The 15,700-nt window shown below is 61.5% G+C and carries 10 protein-coding genes and 1 other RNA gene; 8 read left to right on the top strand and 3 right to left on the bottom strand.

Going from position 1 to position 15,700, the window contains the following annotated elements; translation table 11 throughout:
- Positions 1-37: 37 nt before the first annotated feature.
- Positions 38-955 (top strand): DUF808 domain-containing protein, encoded by a 918-nt coding sequence (locus ACY8GK_RS01970; protein WP_462402114.1) that lies wholly within the window; start codon positions 38-40, stop codon positions 953-955.
- Positions 956-1,058: 103 nt separating this feature from the next.
- On the opposite strand, the gene ACY8GK_RS01975 is transcribed toward ACY8GK_RS01970, so the two are convergent.
- The 3 genes from ACY8GK_RS01975 to guaD form a co-directional block, all read right to left on the bottom strand.
- Positions 1,059-1,841, bottom strand: a complete 783-nt coding sequence (locus tag ACY8GK_RS01975) for an outer membrane protein OmpK (RefSeq protein WP_196176468.1) — start codon at positions 1,839-1,841, stop codon at positions 1,059-1,061.
- Between the two features lie 331 nt (positions 1,842-2,172).
- Entirely contained in the window at positions 2,173-3,099 is a 927-nt protein-coding gene (locus tag ACY8GK_RS01980; protein ID WP_462402115.1) for an RHS repeat-associated core domain-containing protein, read from the bottom strand.
- A gap of 106 nt (positions 3,100-3,205) precedes the next feature.
- Positions 3,206-4,510, bottom strand: a complete 1,305-nt coding sequence (gene guaD, locus ACY8GK_RS01985; RefSeq protein WP_196176463.1) for a guanine deaminase — start codon at positions 4,508-4,510, stop codon at positions 3,206-3,208.
- A gap of 264 nt (positions 4,511-4,774) precedes the next feature.
- On the opposite strand from guaD, the gene ACY8GK_RS01990 reads away from it, so the two are divergent.
- The 7 genes from ACY8GK_RS01990 to ACY8GK_RS02020 all read left to right on the top strand — a co-directional run bounded on the left by ACY8GK_RS01990 (position 4,775) and on the right by ACY8GK_RS02020 (position 15,687).
- Positions 4,775-5,446: a GntR family transcriptional regulator gene (locus ACY8GK_RS01990; protein ID WP_196176461.1), complete on the top strand. Its 672-nt coding sequence runs from the start codon at positions 4,775-4,777 to the stop codon at positions 5,444-5,446.
- Complete coding sequence (gene smc / locus ACY8GK_RS01995; RefSeq protein WP_462402116.1) at positions 5,437-8,925, top strand: chromosome segregation protein SMC; 3,489 nt, start codon at positions 5,437-5,439, stop codon at positions 8,923-8,925. Before ACY8GK_RS01990 ends, smc begins: the two co-directional genes overlap by 10 nt.
- A gap of 202 nt (positions 8,926-9,127) precedes the next feature.
- Positions 9,128-10,012: a cell division protein ZipA gene (gene zipA / locus ACY8GK_RS02000; RefSeq protein WP_462402117.1), complete on the top strand. Its 885-nt coding sequence runs from the start codon at positions 9,128-9,130 to the stop codon at positions 10,010-10,012.
- 123 nt (positions 10,013-10,135) lie between these two features.
- Entirely contained in the window at positions 10,136-12,490 is a 2,355-nt protein-coding gene (gene ligA / locus ACY8GK_RS02005) for an NAD-dependent DNA ligase LigA (protein WP_462402118.1), read from the top strand.
- 121 nt (positions 12,491-12,611) lie between these two features.
- An RNA gene (gene ffs / locus ACY8GK_RS02010) (signal recognition particle sRNA small type) lies at positions 12,612-12,708 on the top strand.
- A gap of 574 nt (positions 12,709-13,282) precedes the next feature.
- Positions 13,283-14,776 (top strand): DUF3696 domain-containing protein, encoded by a 1,494-nt coding sequence (locus ACY8GK_RS02015; RefSeq protein WP_462402119.1) that lies wholly within the window; start codon positions 13,283-13,285, stop codon positions 14,774-14,776.
- Positions 14,773-15,687: a hypothetical protein gene (locus ACY8GK_RS02020; RefSeq protein ID WP_462402120.1), complete on the top strand. Its 915-nt coding sequence runs from the start codon at positions 14,773-14,775 to the stop codon at positions 15,685-15,687. The genes ACY8GK_RS02015 and ACY8GK_RS02020 overlap by 4 nt, the downstream gene beginning before the upstream one ends.
- Positions 15,688-15,700: the final 13 nt, after the last annotated feature.

Genomic DNA, 15,700 nt, shown 5'->3' on the forward strand with positions numbered 1-15,700 from the left:
GGCAGCGACACGTACTTCATGAACAGGAATCAAGATCATGGCAGCAAGCAGTCTACTGGCGCTCATCGACGATATCGCCACGGTGCTGGACGACGTCTCGCTGATGACCAAGGTCGCAGCGAAGAAAACCGCCGGGGTGCTGGGCGATGACCTGGCGCTCAATGCGCAGCAGGTCACGGGTGTACGGGCCGAGCGGGAAATCCCGGTGGTCTGGGCGGTGGCCAAGGGGTCGCTGCTGAACAAGGCGATCCTGGTCCCGGCGGCCTTGCTCATCAGTACCTTCATCCCCTGGGCCGTCACGCCCCTGCTGATGCTCGGCGGCGCCTACCTGTGCTTCGAAGGTTTCGAAAAGCTGGCCCATCGCTTCCTGCACCGCCGGGCCGAAGATGATGCCGAGCACGGCGCGCGGCACGAAGCGGTGGCCAACCAGGACATCGACCTGGTGGCCTACGAGAAGGACAAGATCAAGGGGGCAGTGCGCACCGACTTCATCCTGTCGGCGGAAATCATTGCCATCACCCTCGGTACGGTGGCCGATGCACCGCTCACCCAGCAAGTCATCGTGCTGTCGGGTATCGCGGTGGTCATGACTTTGGGTGTTTACGGCCTGGTCGGCGGGATCGTCAAGCTCGACGACCTGGGGCTGTGGATGAGCAGGAAGGCCTCGGGCCTGGTACGCGGCATCGGCCACGGCATCCTGCGCGCGGCGCCCTACATGATGAAGAGCCTGTCGGTGATCGGCACCATCGCCATGTTCCTGGTCGGTGGCGGCATCCTGGTGCACGGCATCGAGCCGCTGCACCAGGCCATCGAAGGCTTCGCCGCCGGACGCGGCGGTGCCTTGACCGGGGCGCTGCTCAACGGCGTGGTTGGGGTGCTGGCCGGGGCCGTGGTGCTGATGGTGCTGAGCGTGGCGGGCAAGCTGTGGCGGATGATCGGCGGCGCCAACACGTAGCGGCCGCCGTCGGGGCGGCCGCGATGGCCGGAAATGCGGGCCTGGGATCGCCCAGGTCCGCCGGCGGGCGGCGCGCCGCAAGTCCAGGCGGTCATGGCCGCTGTCAGAAATGCACTTTCAGCAGCAGGCTGGCGGTGTTCTGGTCGGTCGCGAACGCGGCACTGTCGCGGATCCCGTACTTGTTCTTCCAGTAGTCGTACTCGAAGCCGACATACAGCTGTTTCTCGCCTAGCTTGAGGGCCTTGCCCAGGTCGTACTTGACCTGCGGATTGAAGTGCAGGTTGGCCTGGTAGGTGCCGCGGCTGTTGACGTCGTTGTCCACCACCCAGTCCATGTAGCCGTCGATCAGCACGTCTGACGAGCCGACCGGGATGGTGTAGGACCAGACCGGGGTAATCTGCCAAACATCGTCGCCCGGACGACCGCCGTCGGTGGTGCGGTGGTAGAAGTTGATCTGGAACCAGTCGAAGCCAGGCACGGCCAGGTCGAAGCCTGGGCCGATCAGGTAGGCTTCGGTGTCGCCCTCGCCGAACTCGTAAGTCATGGCCAGCAGCACGTCCTTGACCGGGCCGAACTCGAGCTTGCGCTCGAGGATCTTGCCGAACGACAGCCGTGGAGTGATTTCGCCGTAATAGGTATTGGGGCCGTTGCCGGCATCGTTCTTGCCGTTGTAGAAGATTCGGTCGAAGAAGATGAAGTTGTCCCCGTACTTCCAGCCGTCGGCGTGCTCGAAGGTGAAGGTTTGCTGAACTTGCGGATTGACCTTGAAGTTCTTGCCGTAAAGGTAGGTGATGCTGTTGGTCTGCCACTGCAGCAGGTCGCCGGCCAACGTGGTTCCGGTCGCCAGCAGGCCGCCTGCGAGCAGCAGGCTGTGGATGGTGCGCATTGCGGATCGTGCTCCCTTGGTAGAACGGTGTCGGCGTTCGATGACGCTATTGTCGTTGTCGAGCCAGGATGAGGTTCGGGGTCGGCCAGCCTGGCATGCACGCGGATCGAGGCAGTGCCAGGCCGGCCGGTACAGGCAGGATCCATGCCGCGCTCATCGAGGGGCGCGCAGATTACTCAGTTGCGTGATGCTGCTCAAGTACACGACGCCAGGCGATGGCCTCCAGTACTTGTGCACTTGGTCAGCAAAGCGCGGCCAGGCCCTGGCCGGCCGGGGGAAGACCACGTCGGCAGGCATTCGACGCTTCGTCCGATCGCGCTCGCAGGGATGCTTACGGCGCTGATGCCGGCCAGGTCTTGAGCTGGCGGTGATCCTCGACCCCTGCCCTGAGCAGGGCGGCGACATTGGCCAGGGCGCCGCTTGCCTTGCCTTCGGACAACCATTTGGCGGCGGCGGACAAGTGCGCCGAGGAACTGCTGAGTTCTCCGGCCTGTACTTGCCTGGCTAGTTCGACATAGTGCCTGGCACTGCCTTGCGAAAGATTGGTATTGCCATGGGACCAGAGATTCTTGTTGACGTAGTCCAGGTTCCTGGTGAAAAAGGCCTGGTCCTGCGCCGCTACGCTGCTGACATACGCATCGATGTGCTGGCGTGCCGAAATCGACGGCAAGGTGGCGTCAGGCCTGGGCAGCAGCGCCTGGGTCAACTCGTTCGTTTCCGAGGCAAGGTAGTTGCGCTTTCTATCGCCGATGGCGACAAGGTTTGGCGCGGCGCCCTTACCAAGCACGGGAGCGGACAGCTTGAAGACGGAGCGCCAGAACGTGCCCTCAGGGTCGCCGCGATTCACCGGGTCCCCTTGGCAATAGGCGTAGGCATTGGGTCCGCCCTTGCCGAAGGGACTGTGCTCATCGGCGCTATGGAAACGCCCCAGTAGCGGATCGTAAGTGCGCCGACCGCTACCCAGCGGCAGGTTGCCGGTGAGCGGATCCACCGGTGCGCCAGTGAAGCCCAGTGGCATCGCCAGGCGTTCAGGTGGCACGTAGCCATAGACCGTGTAGGCGATGCAGCGATGCTGCGGTGCGCCGATTGCCAGATATGCCGAACCCTGCGCGTCGCAGCCGGTCAGGATGGCAGGACCGGCGCCCACTCGCTCGACCAGTGGCATGCCATCGTGGACCAGCAAGCGTACATGCCTGGCCTGGCTGGAAAGTTCGGCGAGGCGACCAGCCTGGTAAAGAAAAAACGTGGTTGTGCGCATGGATCGATCCACCGTGGCCGGGCATGAGGTATGCCCCACTGTGTCCGGCCTGGTCGAACTGCACAACTGACAGAAATATCAGCCCACCATGCCGGCTTGCCGCTTGCTAGCGGCGATGCACGCAACGCCCCGCCGCATAGGTCTCGCGCACCGTGCGGTCGTCGCCAAGAGTGGCCAGGACGAACAGGGTTTCCTCGATGCTGGTCGATTGCCGGATACGGTAGTCCAGCAATGGCGTGGCCTTGTAGTCCAGCACCACGAAGTCGGCATCGTTGCCCGGTTTCAGGCTGCCGATGCGGTCCTCCAGACGCAGGGCGCGGGCCCCACCGAGGGTCGCCAGGTAAAGGGACTTGAACGGGTGTAGCCGCGCGCCTTGCAGTTGCATGACTTTGTAGGCTTCGTTGAGGGTCGCCAGCAGCGAGAAACTGGTGCCGGCACCGACATCGGTGCCCAGGCCGACGCGTACGCCGAAGCGCTCGGCCTGGGGCAGGTTGAACAGGCCACTGCCCAGGAACAGGTTCGAAGTCGGGCAGAAGGCGACTGCCGAACCGCTCTCGGCCAGGCGCTGGCACTCGGCATCGCACAGATGCACGCCATGGGCGAACACCGAGCGCTCGCCAAGCAGCTGGTAATGATCGTAGACGTCCAGGTAGCCATCGCGCTCGGGGAACAGCGTCCTGACCCAATCGATCTCCTCGAGGTTCTCCGACAGGTGGGTATGCAGGTACAGCCCCGGGTATTCCTTGAGCAGCCGACCTGCCGAAGCCAGCTGCTGCGGGGTGCTGGTCGGGGCGAAGCGTGGGGTGACCGCATAATGCAGCCGACCCTTGCCATGCCAGCGCTCGATCAGCGCCTTGCTGTCCTGGTAACCGCTTTCGGCGGTATCGGTCAGGTAGTCCGGGGCGTTGCGGTCCATCATCACCTTGCCGGCGATCAGGCGCAGGTCCAGGCGCTCGGCCTGCTCGAACAGCGCCTCGACCGATTCGGGATGGACGCTGCCGAACACCAGCGCGGTGGTGGTGCCGTTGCGCAACAGTTCCTGCAGGAACAGCTTGGCCACTTCGTCGGCGTGCGCCTTGTCGGCGAACTGCTTTTCGCAGGGGAAGGTGTAGCTCTCCAGCCAGTCCAGCAGCTGCTCACCGTAGGCGCCGATCATGCCGGTCTGCGGGAAATGGATATGGGTGTCGATGAAGCCGGGCGTGATCAGGGCGTCGTGGTGGTGCACCACTTCGATATCGGCGCGCAGGGTCGGCAGAAGCTCGGCGGCCGGCCCGACGGCACTGATACGGCCCTGGTCGACGACCAGCAGGCCGTCCTCGAAATGGACATGGGAAGCTTGCAGGCCGACCTCGCTCGGGTCGGCGATGCTGTACAGGATGGCGGCGCGGTGGGCTTTGCAGGTTGTGCTCATGCGGATCTCGTCAGGAAAAGGTCTTGCCGCGTCGGTGAAGCCGGCGCCGGCTGGACGGTCGCAAGGGCTCGGCGTGGCTGGCCCGGCGACAGGCCAAGGGTACCAGAGCGGTGCCGGCCTGGCCCGCCTCGAAGCCGCGGCGCGGCGCGCGCCGACGAGCTGCCGGCCGAGCAAATAAAGCCCGCTGCCCCTCTGCGCGGGCCACAGGCAAGTGCGCTACACTTGCGCCCCCATGCACAACTGCAAGATCCCCGAAGGAAAACCATGACGTTCAAGGCGCCGGACAGCCTCTGCGAACAGATCGCCCATCACCTGGCCGAACGGATCATCCGCGGCGAGCTGGCCCCAGGCGAGCGGATCCAGGAGCAAAAGGTCACCCAGGCGCTCAACGTCAGTCGTGGATCGGTCCGCGAAGCCTTGCTCATCCTCGAGCGCCGGCACCTGGTGACCATCCTGCCGAGGCGCGGCGCCCACGTCACCGCGCTCGACGAGCACAGCGTGCGCAGCCTGTGCACCTTGATGGGCGAGCTGTACATCCTGCTGGGCAATGCCGTGGCACGCAGTTGGACGGTCGAGGCCCAGTTGCAGCCGTTCCTGGTGCTCCAGCAACGTCTGCGGGCCGCTTGCGAGCGGGGTGACATCGAGGCCTTCGTCGCCGACAGCTTCGCCGTGATGCGGGCGGCCTATCCCTTCGCCGACAACCCGTACCTGCAGCAGACCACCGACAACCTGCAGTCGGCCATGAGCCGGGCCTACTACCGGGCCCTGGCGCAGCGCCAGGCCAACATGAGCGACTTCCTGGAACTGTTCGCCCAACTGCTCGAGGCCGTGCTCGAACGCGACCTGTGGCGCATCCGCGACGTGCTGGCGGCCTACTGCAAGCGCAGTTGCGAGCTGGTGGTGGCCAGCCTGGCTTCGGATCGCCCATGCGCCTGAAATGCATCCGCCTGGCCGGATTCAAGTCGTTCGTCGACCCGACCACGGTCAACTTCCCCAGCAACATGGCCGCGGTGGTCGGGCCCAACGGTTGCGGCAAGTCGAACATCATCGACGCGGTGCGCTGGGTGATGGGCGAAAGCTCGGCCAAGAACCTGCGTGGCGAGTCGATGACCGATGTCATCTTCAACGGCTCCACCAGCCGCAAGCCGGTCAGCCAGGCGAGCATCGAGCTGGTCTTCGACAACAGCGACAACACCCTGGTCGGCGAGTACGCGGCGTACGCGGAGATTTCCATCCGCCGCAAGGTGACCCGCGAGGCGCAGAACACCTACTACCTCAACGGCACCAAGTGCCGCCGTCGGGACATCACCGACATCTTCCTCGGCACCGGCCTTGGGCCGCGCAGCTACTCGATCATCGAGCAGGGCATGATCTCCAAGCTGATCGAGGCCAAGCCCGAGGAGCTGCGCAACTTCATCGAGGAAGCGGCCGGCATCTCCAAGTACAAGGAGCGCCGCCGCGAGACCGAGAACCGTATTCGGCGTACCCAGGAAAACCTGGCGCGCCTGACCGATCTGCGCGAGGAGCTGGAGCGCCAGCTCGAACGGCTGCACCGGCAGGCCCAGGCAGCCGAGAAGTACAAGGAACACAAGGCGCGCGAGCGCCAGCTCAAGGCGGCCTTGTCGGCGCTGCGTTGGCGCGCCCTGGACGAACGGCTGCGGCAACGCGAGGCGGTGATCGGCGACCAGGAAGTGGCCTTCGAGGCCCTGGTGGCCGAGCAGCGCAACGCCGACGCCAGCATCGAGCGGCTGCGCGACGGGCATCATGACCTGGCCGAGCGTTTCAGTCAGGTGCAGGCGCGTTTCTATTCGGTGGCCGGCGACATCGCCCGGGTCGAGCAGAGCATCCAGCATGGCCAGCAGCGGCTGCGTCAGTTGCAGGACGACCTGCGCGAAGCCGAGCGCAGCCGCCTGGAAACCCAGGCGCACTTGGGCCAGGACCAAGCCTTGCTGGCGAGCCTGGGGCAGGAGCTGGACATGCTCGAGCCGGAGCAGGAGATTGCCCTGGCCGCTGCCGAGGAAGCCGCCGCGGCCCTCGAGCAAGCCGAGCATGGCATGCAGCAGTGGCAGGAGCACTGGGATGCGTTCAATACCCGCTCGGCCGAACCGCGGCGCCAGGCAGAAGTTCAGCAGTCGCGCCTGCAACAGCTCGAAGCGGGGCTCGAGCGGATCGCCGAGCGCCAGCGCAAGCTCGGCGAGGAGCGCGACCAGCTCGGTGCCGACCCGCAGGATGCCGCCATGCTCGAGTTCGGCGAGCAGCTGGCGGCCAGCGAACTGCTGCTCGAGGAGCTGCAACTGGCCGAGCAGACGGTCGTCGAACAACTGGAGCAGCTGCGCGAGCAGCTGCGCGACAGTGGCCAGGCCCAGCAACAGGTGCAAGGCGAGCTGCAGCGACTCGGCGGCCGTCTGGCCTCGCTCGAGGCGCTGCAGCAGGCTGCGCTGGAGCCGGGCACCGGTACCGCCCAGTGGTTGCACGACCAAGGCCTGGACCAGCGGCCGCGGCTGGCCACCGGCCTGCGCGTGGAGCCGGGCTGGGAGCTGGCGGTGGAAACGGTGCTGGGCGCCGATTTGCAGGCAGTGTTGGTGGATGATTTCGCCGGCCTGGCCTATACCGGCCTCGAGCAGGGCGACCTGCGCCTGAGCTTGGCCGGCGCTGCCGGCAGCGCCCTGGCTGGCAGCCTGCTGGACAAGGTGGCTGGGGCTGCGGACCTTGTCCCCTGGCTGGGCCAGGTGCGCCCCGTGGAAAGCCTGGAGCAGGCGCTGGCGCTGCGTGCCGAGCTGGCCGAGGGGCAAAGCCTGGTCAGCCGCGATGGCTACTGGGTGGGCCGACATTTCCTACGGGTCAGCCGGGGTGACTCGGCGCGCGGTGGAGTCCTGGCGCGTGGGCAGGAAATCGAGCAGCTCGGCCAGCAGCAGCACGCGCAGCAGGCGCTGCTGGAGCAGATCGAGGCGCAGTTGCAGAGCCTGCGCGAACGCCAGCGCGATCACGAGGGGCAGCGCGAGCAACTGCGCCGTCGGGTGCAGGACGAGAGCCGCCAGCAGGGCGAACTCAAGGCGCGCCTGTCCGGCGCCCGCGCCCGCGCCGAGCAACTGGAGCTGCGCCGCCGGCGCCTGCAGGAAGAACTCGCCGAGCTGCAGGAGCAGCGCGTCCTGGAGCACGAACAGCTGGGCGAGGCACGCCTGCTGCTGCAGGAGGCCTTGGAACTGATGGCCCAGGATACCGACCAGCGTGAACAGTTGCTGGCTCGCCGCGACACCTTGCGCGAGTCGCTCGATCGCGTTCGCCAAGACGCTCGCCAGCACCAGGACCATGCCCACCAGCTCGCCGTGCGCCTGGGGTCCCTAAGGGCCCAGCATGATTCGACCCGCCAGGCCCTGGAACGCCTGGAACAGCAAGCCGCGCGCCTGGTCGAGCGCCAGCAGCAGCTGAGCCTGAACCTCGAGGAGGGCGAGGCGCCGCTCGAAGAGCTGCGCCTCAGGCTCGAAGAGCTGCTCGAGCAGCGCATGGGCGTCGACGAGGAAATGCGCCAGGCGCGGCTACACATGGAGGATGCCGACCGGCAACTGCGCGATGCCGAGAAACGCCGTACCCAGGCCGAACAGCAGGCGCAGCTGCTGCGCGGCCAGCTCGAGCAGCAGCGCCTGGAAAGCCAGGGCCTGGATGTACGACGCAAGACGTTACAGGAGCAGCTGCTGGCCGACGGCTATGACTTGCAAGGCGTGCTGGCCAGCCTGGACGAACAGGCCAGCGAGGCGGGCACCGAGCAGGAGCTCGAGCAGATCGAGGCACGCATCCAGCGCCTGGGCGCGATCAACCTGGCGGCCATCGACGAGTACCAGCAGCAGTCCGAGCGCAAGCGCTACCTGGATGCCCAGGACGCCGACCTGGCCGAGGCGCTCGAGACGCTGGAGAACGTCATTCGCAAGATCGACAAGGAAACGCGCAATCGTTTCAAGGATACCTTTGATCAGATAAACGCAGGTTTGCAGGCACTTTTTCCAAAAGTTTTCGGTGGTGGCAGTGCTTATCTGGAACTGACGGGCGAAGATCTACTCGATACTGGGGTGACGATCATGGCACGCCCGCCCGGCAAGAAGAACAGCACCATCCATCTGCTGTCCGGCGGCGAGAAGGCGTTGACCGCCCTGGCGCTGGTGTTTGCCATCTTCAAGCTGAATCCGGCACCGTTCTGCATGCTCGACGAAGTCGATGCGCCGCTGGACGATGCCAACGTCGGACGTTACGCAAGACTGGTGAAGGAGATGAGCGAAACCGTGCAATTCATCTACATCACGCACAACAAGATCGCCATGGAAATGGCCGATCAGCTGATGGGGGTGACCATGCACGAGCCGGGGTGCTCGCGTCTGGTCGCGGTTGACGTGGAGGAAGCGATGGCCATGGTCGACGCCTGATGCGCGACGACGGAACATGATCGAGGGGCGCGCCCCTGCCAGATGCGAGAGACGGTGTAAAGTTGCCGTTGGTCGTGCTAGCTTTATGACACTTGTGTTTAGCGTGGAAAAACGCCAGCCATTACAGCCAGTTGGCGCCACGTGTTAAAGGGCTTTGCAGCCTTTGTGTTCACGCAAATTTTTTACAGAGGCACGGAATTACATGGAAATCGGTCTGCGCGAGTGGCTGATCCTCATCGGCATCATAGTGATCGCCGGTATTCTGTTCGACGGCTGGCGCCGCATGCGCGGCGGCAAGGGCAAGCTGAAGTTTCGTCTTGATCGCAGCTTTTCCAACCTGCCGGAAGAAGAGGGCAGTGCAGAGGTGCTCGGCCCTTCACGGGTGCTGGAGACACAGCAGGAGCCTGACCTCGACGAAAGCGACCTGCCTTCGATGAGCGCGCCGGTGCGCGAGCGCGAGCCCAGGCCGGTCAAGCCGTCCAAGCGCGCCCGACGGGCCGAGCCGCAGGCCGCCGACAGCGGCCTGGTGGCCGAGCCGCGCGAGCCGCAGCTGTTCGCCGGTGACAGCGACGAGCACGGCGAAGAGCGTCGCGCCAGCGGCTTCGCCGCCACGGGCCACGCTGGCGGCAGCAGTCGTGACAAGGAGCTGCCGCCGGTCGAGGAAGTGCTGGTGATCAGCGTGATTTCCCGCGACGAAGGCGGCTTCAAGGGCCCGGCCCTGCTGCAGAACATTCTCGAGAGCGGCCTGCGTTTCGGCGAGATGGACATCTTCCATCGCCATGAAAGCATGGCTGGCAACGGCGAGATCCTGTTCTCCATGGCCAATGCGGTCAAGCCTGGTGTCTTCGACCTGGATGACATCGATCACTTCAGCACCCGCGCGGTCAGCTTCTTCCTCGGCCTGCCCGGGCCGCGTCATCCCAAGCAGGCTTTCGACGTCATGGTGGCCGCGGCGCGCAAGCTGGCCCATGAACTCGATGGCGAGCTCAAGGATGACCAGCGCAGCGTGCTGACCGCCCAGACCATCGAGCACTACCGCCAGCGCATCGTCGAGTTCGAGCGACGCGCGCTCACCCAGAAACGCTGATGGCTCGCCAGCGACGATCCGGCGCCCGCGCTGCGTGGGTCGGGTCGTCGCGCCAGGCGCAACGACAGACACGAGCGAGAGCAGCCACGGCTGCTCTCTTGCTTTGCAAGAGAAGAACCAGACATGACCGCCGAATCCAGAATCCTCGAACTGCGTGAAGAAATCGCCCGGCACAACTACCGCTACTACGTGCTGGACGAGCCGAGCGTCCCGGACGCCGAATATGACCGTCTGTTCAATGAGCTCAAGGCACTGGAAGCCGAGCACCCCGAGCTGGTGACGGCCGATTCGCCGACCCAGCGTGTCGGTGGCCAGGCGCTGGCGGCCTTCAGCCAGATTCGCCACCAGATCCCCATGCTGAGCCTGGGCAATGCCTTCGAGGAAAGCGATCTGCGCGAGTTCGACCGGCGAGTGCTCGCCGGTCTCGACCTGCCAGCGGCGGACCCGTTGTCGGCTGGAACTACCGTCGACTACAGCTGCGAACCCAAGCTCGACGGCCTGGCGGTCAGTCTGCTGTACCGCGATGGCCAGCTGGTCCAGGGCGCGACCCGTGGCGATGGCACGACCGGCGAAGACATCAGCGCCAATGTGCGCACCATACGCAACATCCCGCTCAAGCTGCACGGCAGCGGCTGGCCCGCCGAGCTGGAAGTGCGCGGCGAGGTGTACATGAGCAAGGCCGGCTTCGAGCGGCTCAACGCCAGCCAGGCCGAGCTCGGTGGCAAGACCTTCGCCAACCCGCGCAATGCCGCCGCTGGCAGCCTGCGCCAGCTCGACTCGCGGATCACCGCCAGCCGGCCGCTGGAGTTCTGCTGCTATGGGGTCGGCCAGGTTTCCGAGCCGGTCGCCGACAGCCACATCGCCACCCTGGAAAAGCTCAGGACCTGGGGCCTGCCGATCAGTCGCGAGCTGCGCCACGCGGCGGGCGTGGAAGCATGCCTGGCCTATTACCATGACATCGGTGCGCGTCGTCAGGAGCTGCCCTACGAGATCGATGGCGTGGTGTTCAAGGTCAACAGCCTGGCCGCGCAGCGCGAGCTGGGCTTCCGCTCGCGCGAGCCGCGCTGGGCGATCGCCCACAAGTTCCCGGCCATGGAAGAGATCACTGAAGTGCTCGACGTGGAATTCCAGGTCGGTCGTACTGGCGCGGTCACGCCCGTGGCACGCCTCAAGCCGGTGAAGGTCGCCGGCGTGACCGTCTCCAACGCGACGTTGCACAACATGGACGAGATCGGCCGGCTGGGCCTGATGATCGGCGACAGCGTGATCATTCGCCGGGCGGGCGACGTGATCCCCCAGGTGATGCAGGTCGCGGTCGAGCGCAGGCCAGCCGATGCGCGCCCGGTACAGGTGCCGGAGCAATGCCCGGTGTGCGGCTCGCAGGTCGAGCGCACCCAGCTGGTCAAGCGCAGCAAAGGCCGCGAGACCACCAGCGAAGGCGCGGTGTACCGTTGCGTCGGCCGCCTGGCCTGTGCCGCGCAGCTCAAGCAGGCGATCATCCACTACGTGTCGCGCCGCGCCATGGACATCGATGGCTTGGGCGAAAAGAGCGTCGAGCAGTTGGTCGACCAGGGGCTGATCCGCTCGCCGGCCGATCTGTACCGCCTGACCTTCGAGCAGGTGGTGGCCCTCGAGGGCTTCGCCGAAGTTTCCAGCAACAAGCTGCTGGCCGCCATCGAAGCCAGCAAACGGCCGAGCCTGGCGCGCTTCATCTACGCCCTGGGCATTCCCGATGTCGGCGAGGAAACGGCCAAGGTCCTGGCGCGCTCGCTCGGCAGCCTGGCCCGGGTGCAGGCTGCCCTGCCGCAGGTCCTGACCTACCTGCCGGACATCGGCATGGAAGTCGCCTACGAGATTCACAACTTCTTCGATGACGAGCACAACCGCAACGTCATCGAACAGCTGCTCGCGTGCGGCATGCAGTTGCAGGACGAAGGTGAGCTGGCTGCCGAGTTCGCTGCCAGCACCACCCTGGCCGGGCTGATCGCCAAGCTCGACATTCCCTTCGTCGGCCCGACTGGCGCCGAGAAACTGGTTGCCCGGCTCGGCAGCCTGGAACAGATCATCCAGGCTGACGGCATCGACCTGCGCCAGGCGCTCAACGCCCGCCAGGCCGATGCCGTGCGCGAGTTCTTTCGCAGCGAAGCCAACCAGCAGCTGGCCCGCGCCATCGAGGCGCAATTGCTGGCCTTCGGCATGCACTGGGCTAGCGAGCGCAAGACCAGCGAGGGCCTGCCGCTGGCCGGGCAAACCTGGGTCCTGACGGGCTCGCTGGAACGCATGAGCCGCGACGTTGCCAAGGACAAGCTGGAAAGTCTCGGAGCCAAGGTCGCAGGCTCCGTCTCCGGCAAGACCCACTGCGTGGTCGCGGGCCCCGGCGCCGGCTCCAAGCTGACCAAGGCCAACGAACTGGGGGTGAAGGTACTGGACGAGGACGCCTTCGTCGGCTTCCTCGAGCGGCAGGGGCTCGCCATCTGAGCGCCGGGCGGGACAAGTCATTGAGAAATGATGGTTTTTTCTTGGCACAGAGGTTGTAAGTTGGCCCCAGCGCGGTACAATGGCGCGGCTCGTCACATGGCGAGCCGCGTAGTGGTGGCCCTGCCGGTCCCCCCGCATTGATTACCCGTTAACCTGGTCAGGCCCGGAAGGGAGCAGCCATAGCGGGAACATCGAGTGCCGGGGTGTGGCTGGTGGGGCTGCCTCCATTACGCAAGTCCTTGAATTCTCAAGGATTTCTCTCTTAAAAATCTCGAAGTGTGACAGCGTTTAGGTACACCTAGGTGGTGCACCGCAAGCGGCATACTAGCTCGTCGCAGCCTTTGTCTCCAATCCCCGAAGCTCTACGAGCCGCTATTCACTTGATGTGCGCCAGTTTGGCGTTACTGCTGACGGATGCGGCTTGGCGGTTCGCCCCGATCAGGAGGCGTGCAGTAGGTCGGCCTTTCTCGCTGAGCCGCCGATTTTAGCTGTGACAAGACAGTCGCATGTGCGGTTAGGACGCAGGGGGCAGAGATTATTAGGTCTAAGTGCGGATGCACAATCACGGATCTTTAAGACTCTAGGACTGGTGCGGCAGTGATTGAAAAAGGTATAGCCGTTCCACGAGCGGCCATCTCCCGCTTTTCCACCCGTGTACGACTGTTTCGAAGGGGCGCCCGGACGGGTTTCTGTCATGCGCGATGTCGTAGGCTGACACCGAACCAATCTCCAGTGGGCAAAGAGGGTGGCTCTATGACATTATAGTTAGTTCTTGACATCGGAGTGTCTAAAATGAGCATTGTAAAGCTAGGGCTTGAGAATTTTAAAAAATTTGGATCACTTGAGCTTGATCTCTCGAAGCCGCTAACTTTGATATATGGCGAAAATAGTTCAGGTAAAACCTCGGCTATCCGAGCGTTACTAGGGATAATGCAGACTTTTTCGCGGCAGAATAAGTATCATGCATGGCATACTCATGGTGAGTACGTTGATCTTGGGTTTTACAAGGATTATGTTAAAGATCACAACGTTAAAAACAGATTCAGTGTTTCTATCACATCCGATAGCACTAATTACGCCATTGGTCGCGTTAAGAAGACGCAATTAATAACCAAAAAATATTGTTATGAATACGAGTCGGTAAGTAATCAAGCGAAGCTATTCTCTTATCATGAAACTGCTGACTCTAAAGCCTTCGAAGAAGTCATAAAAAACGCACATCCTAGTTATGGGCTTGAATATCGAGAAGGTCCGATAGAGTTAATAAGCTTAACAAGGCCGAAAACCCGTAGTTATTTTCATTTGTCAATTAACCCCATGTGCTATACAGGCATAATTGGTGATATTGCGAAGTTGAATGAAAGGATCAAGCAAATAATTGCTAATGGGGTTGTTAAGGTGCAGCTAGAGGACAGGTTCTCAATTGCACCGTATAATAAAAAGCCTAATGGGTTTGATGATATGAGTCATGTGAGTTATTGGGCATTTCAGCGTTCAATGGATGTGACTGAAAGAGCTATGTCTAACTTGCATTACCTTGGGCCTCTAAGGATGACGCCATCCAGAAGTTATAAGGTTTCGGGTGCGTCAATCGATGTTGGGGTTAATGGTGAGCACACGCCTCATGTGTTGGCCTATTTGTACAGTTTGCATACGAGGGCAAAAAGCAAGTCTGCTCAATCTAAGTACAGCAATTTTATAGATTGGTTCAAATTAGTATTCCCCAATAGTGCAGTGGATACTGATCCATACGAAGATATAGTTCGGCTAAAAGTTTCTAGGGATGGTAGGATTGACTCAATCTCTGATGTTGGCTTTGGTTTTTCACAGGTTCTACCGATTATTGTCCAAGCAGCTGCAATGGACCCCGGTGAGACTCTTATTATTGAACAGCCAGAGCTTCATCTCCACCCTAAGGCTCAAGTCGCTTTTTCGAATTTTTTAACAGCAGCCATGAAGACCGGCATCAATTTCGTTATTGAGACGCATAGTGAGCATATTTTAAAAGGGCTTCAATTACAGATTTCAAGTACATCTGTTCGTGAGATAGAAGGAAGTGCTTCTGCAGATGTTGTAAGCTTGACGTCGGATAAGGTAAAAATATATTACTTTAACAGAGACGATTCGATACGCGAAATGAAGCTCACTAAGTGGGGGGAGATAGAAGGCGGGTGGCCGGAAGGGTTCTTTGATGAAAGTTATCACATTTCCAGTCAGATAGTTAGAAACAAAATGAAATCCTCTTTTTCTGCTCGTAAACCTCGAGAGATAAAGGAGGACATATGAGAATCACAATTGATGCCGAGAGCATACTGGACGCCTTTTCTGGTGTGTGCCAAGAATTTGAAGACTCTATACGCTCGTCGATTTTAGCAATAACTCCATTAATAATGGATGATTATGATAAAAAAGTGTTGCTTGATGGCAGTGGCTTTGGCAAAGAGTGGTTGAATCGTGTGTATAACAATCCGCAGAGAGTGCGAATTGTTACATCTGAAGAGCTGGAAAACTATGACCTTCCCGCCTCAGGCTGCCTTGAGAGTCATTATGTTGGGGCTGCTTACCATCACGGACATCACATGGTTTTGGGTGGGAGAAATGCAACATATGCTGCGGTGTCTAAGAAGTACGGAATCAGGAATCTTGTTGCTCCGCTGATAGTAGATCCTGTGAATCCTATCGGCGTAAAGATAATCGAGTCTCATCTTCTCAATTCCAGCACTGTAAAGAAGCACTCGATAATTCGTGACTTTTTTCATCAAGAGAAGTCAATTATTATCTATGATAGATATCTTAAAGAGGCGAGCCTGATTTTGCTCGAAACTTTGTTGAGGCAGGTGGCGCCATCTGCTTGCATAAAAGTTATTAGTGAATTTGAGTTGCACTCGTTGTATACAGCAGAGCAAGTGTGCTTGAGGTTGAAGAAGATAAGGCCGCATGCAGATATCGAGTGTCTTTACCCTAACTTTAATGAGCAGTCAGATAAGCATGATAGGCACATCCATCTTGGGTCTAGATTGCAGATATCCTTCTCCAGTGGTTTAGATTGCTTCGGGCATCCGCCCGCCTGGGTTAATAGTGAGTGCGATATCCATGTTTATTACTTGGATGCTGATTCCCCGGTCCGTCGTTACTCGGTTAAGCGAAAGCCAAGAGATAGGACAGGCTTTTCTGTAAAAGCTTTTTCTAAGATTTAGGATCTGACTATAT

It is taken from the genome of Pseudomonas sp. Marseille-QA0332 (genome assembly GCF_054950175.1).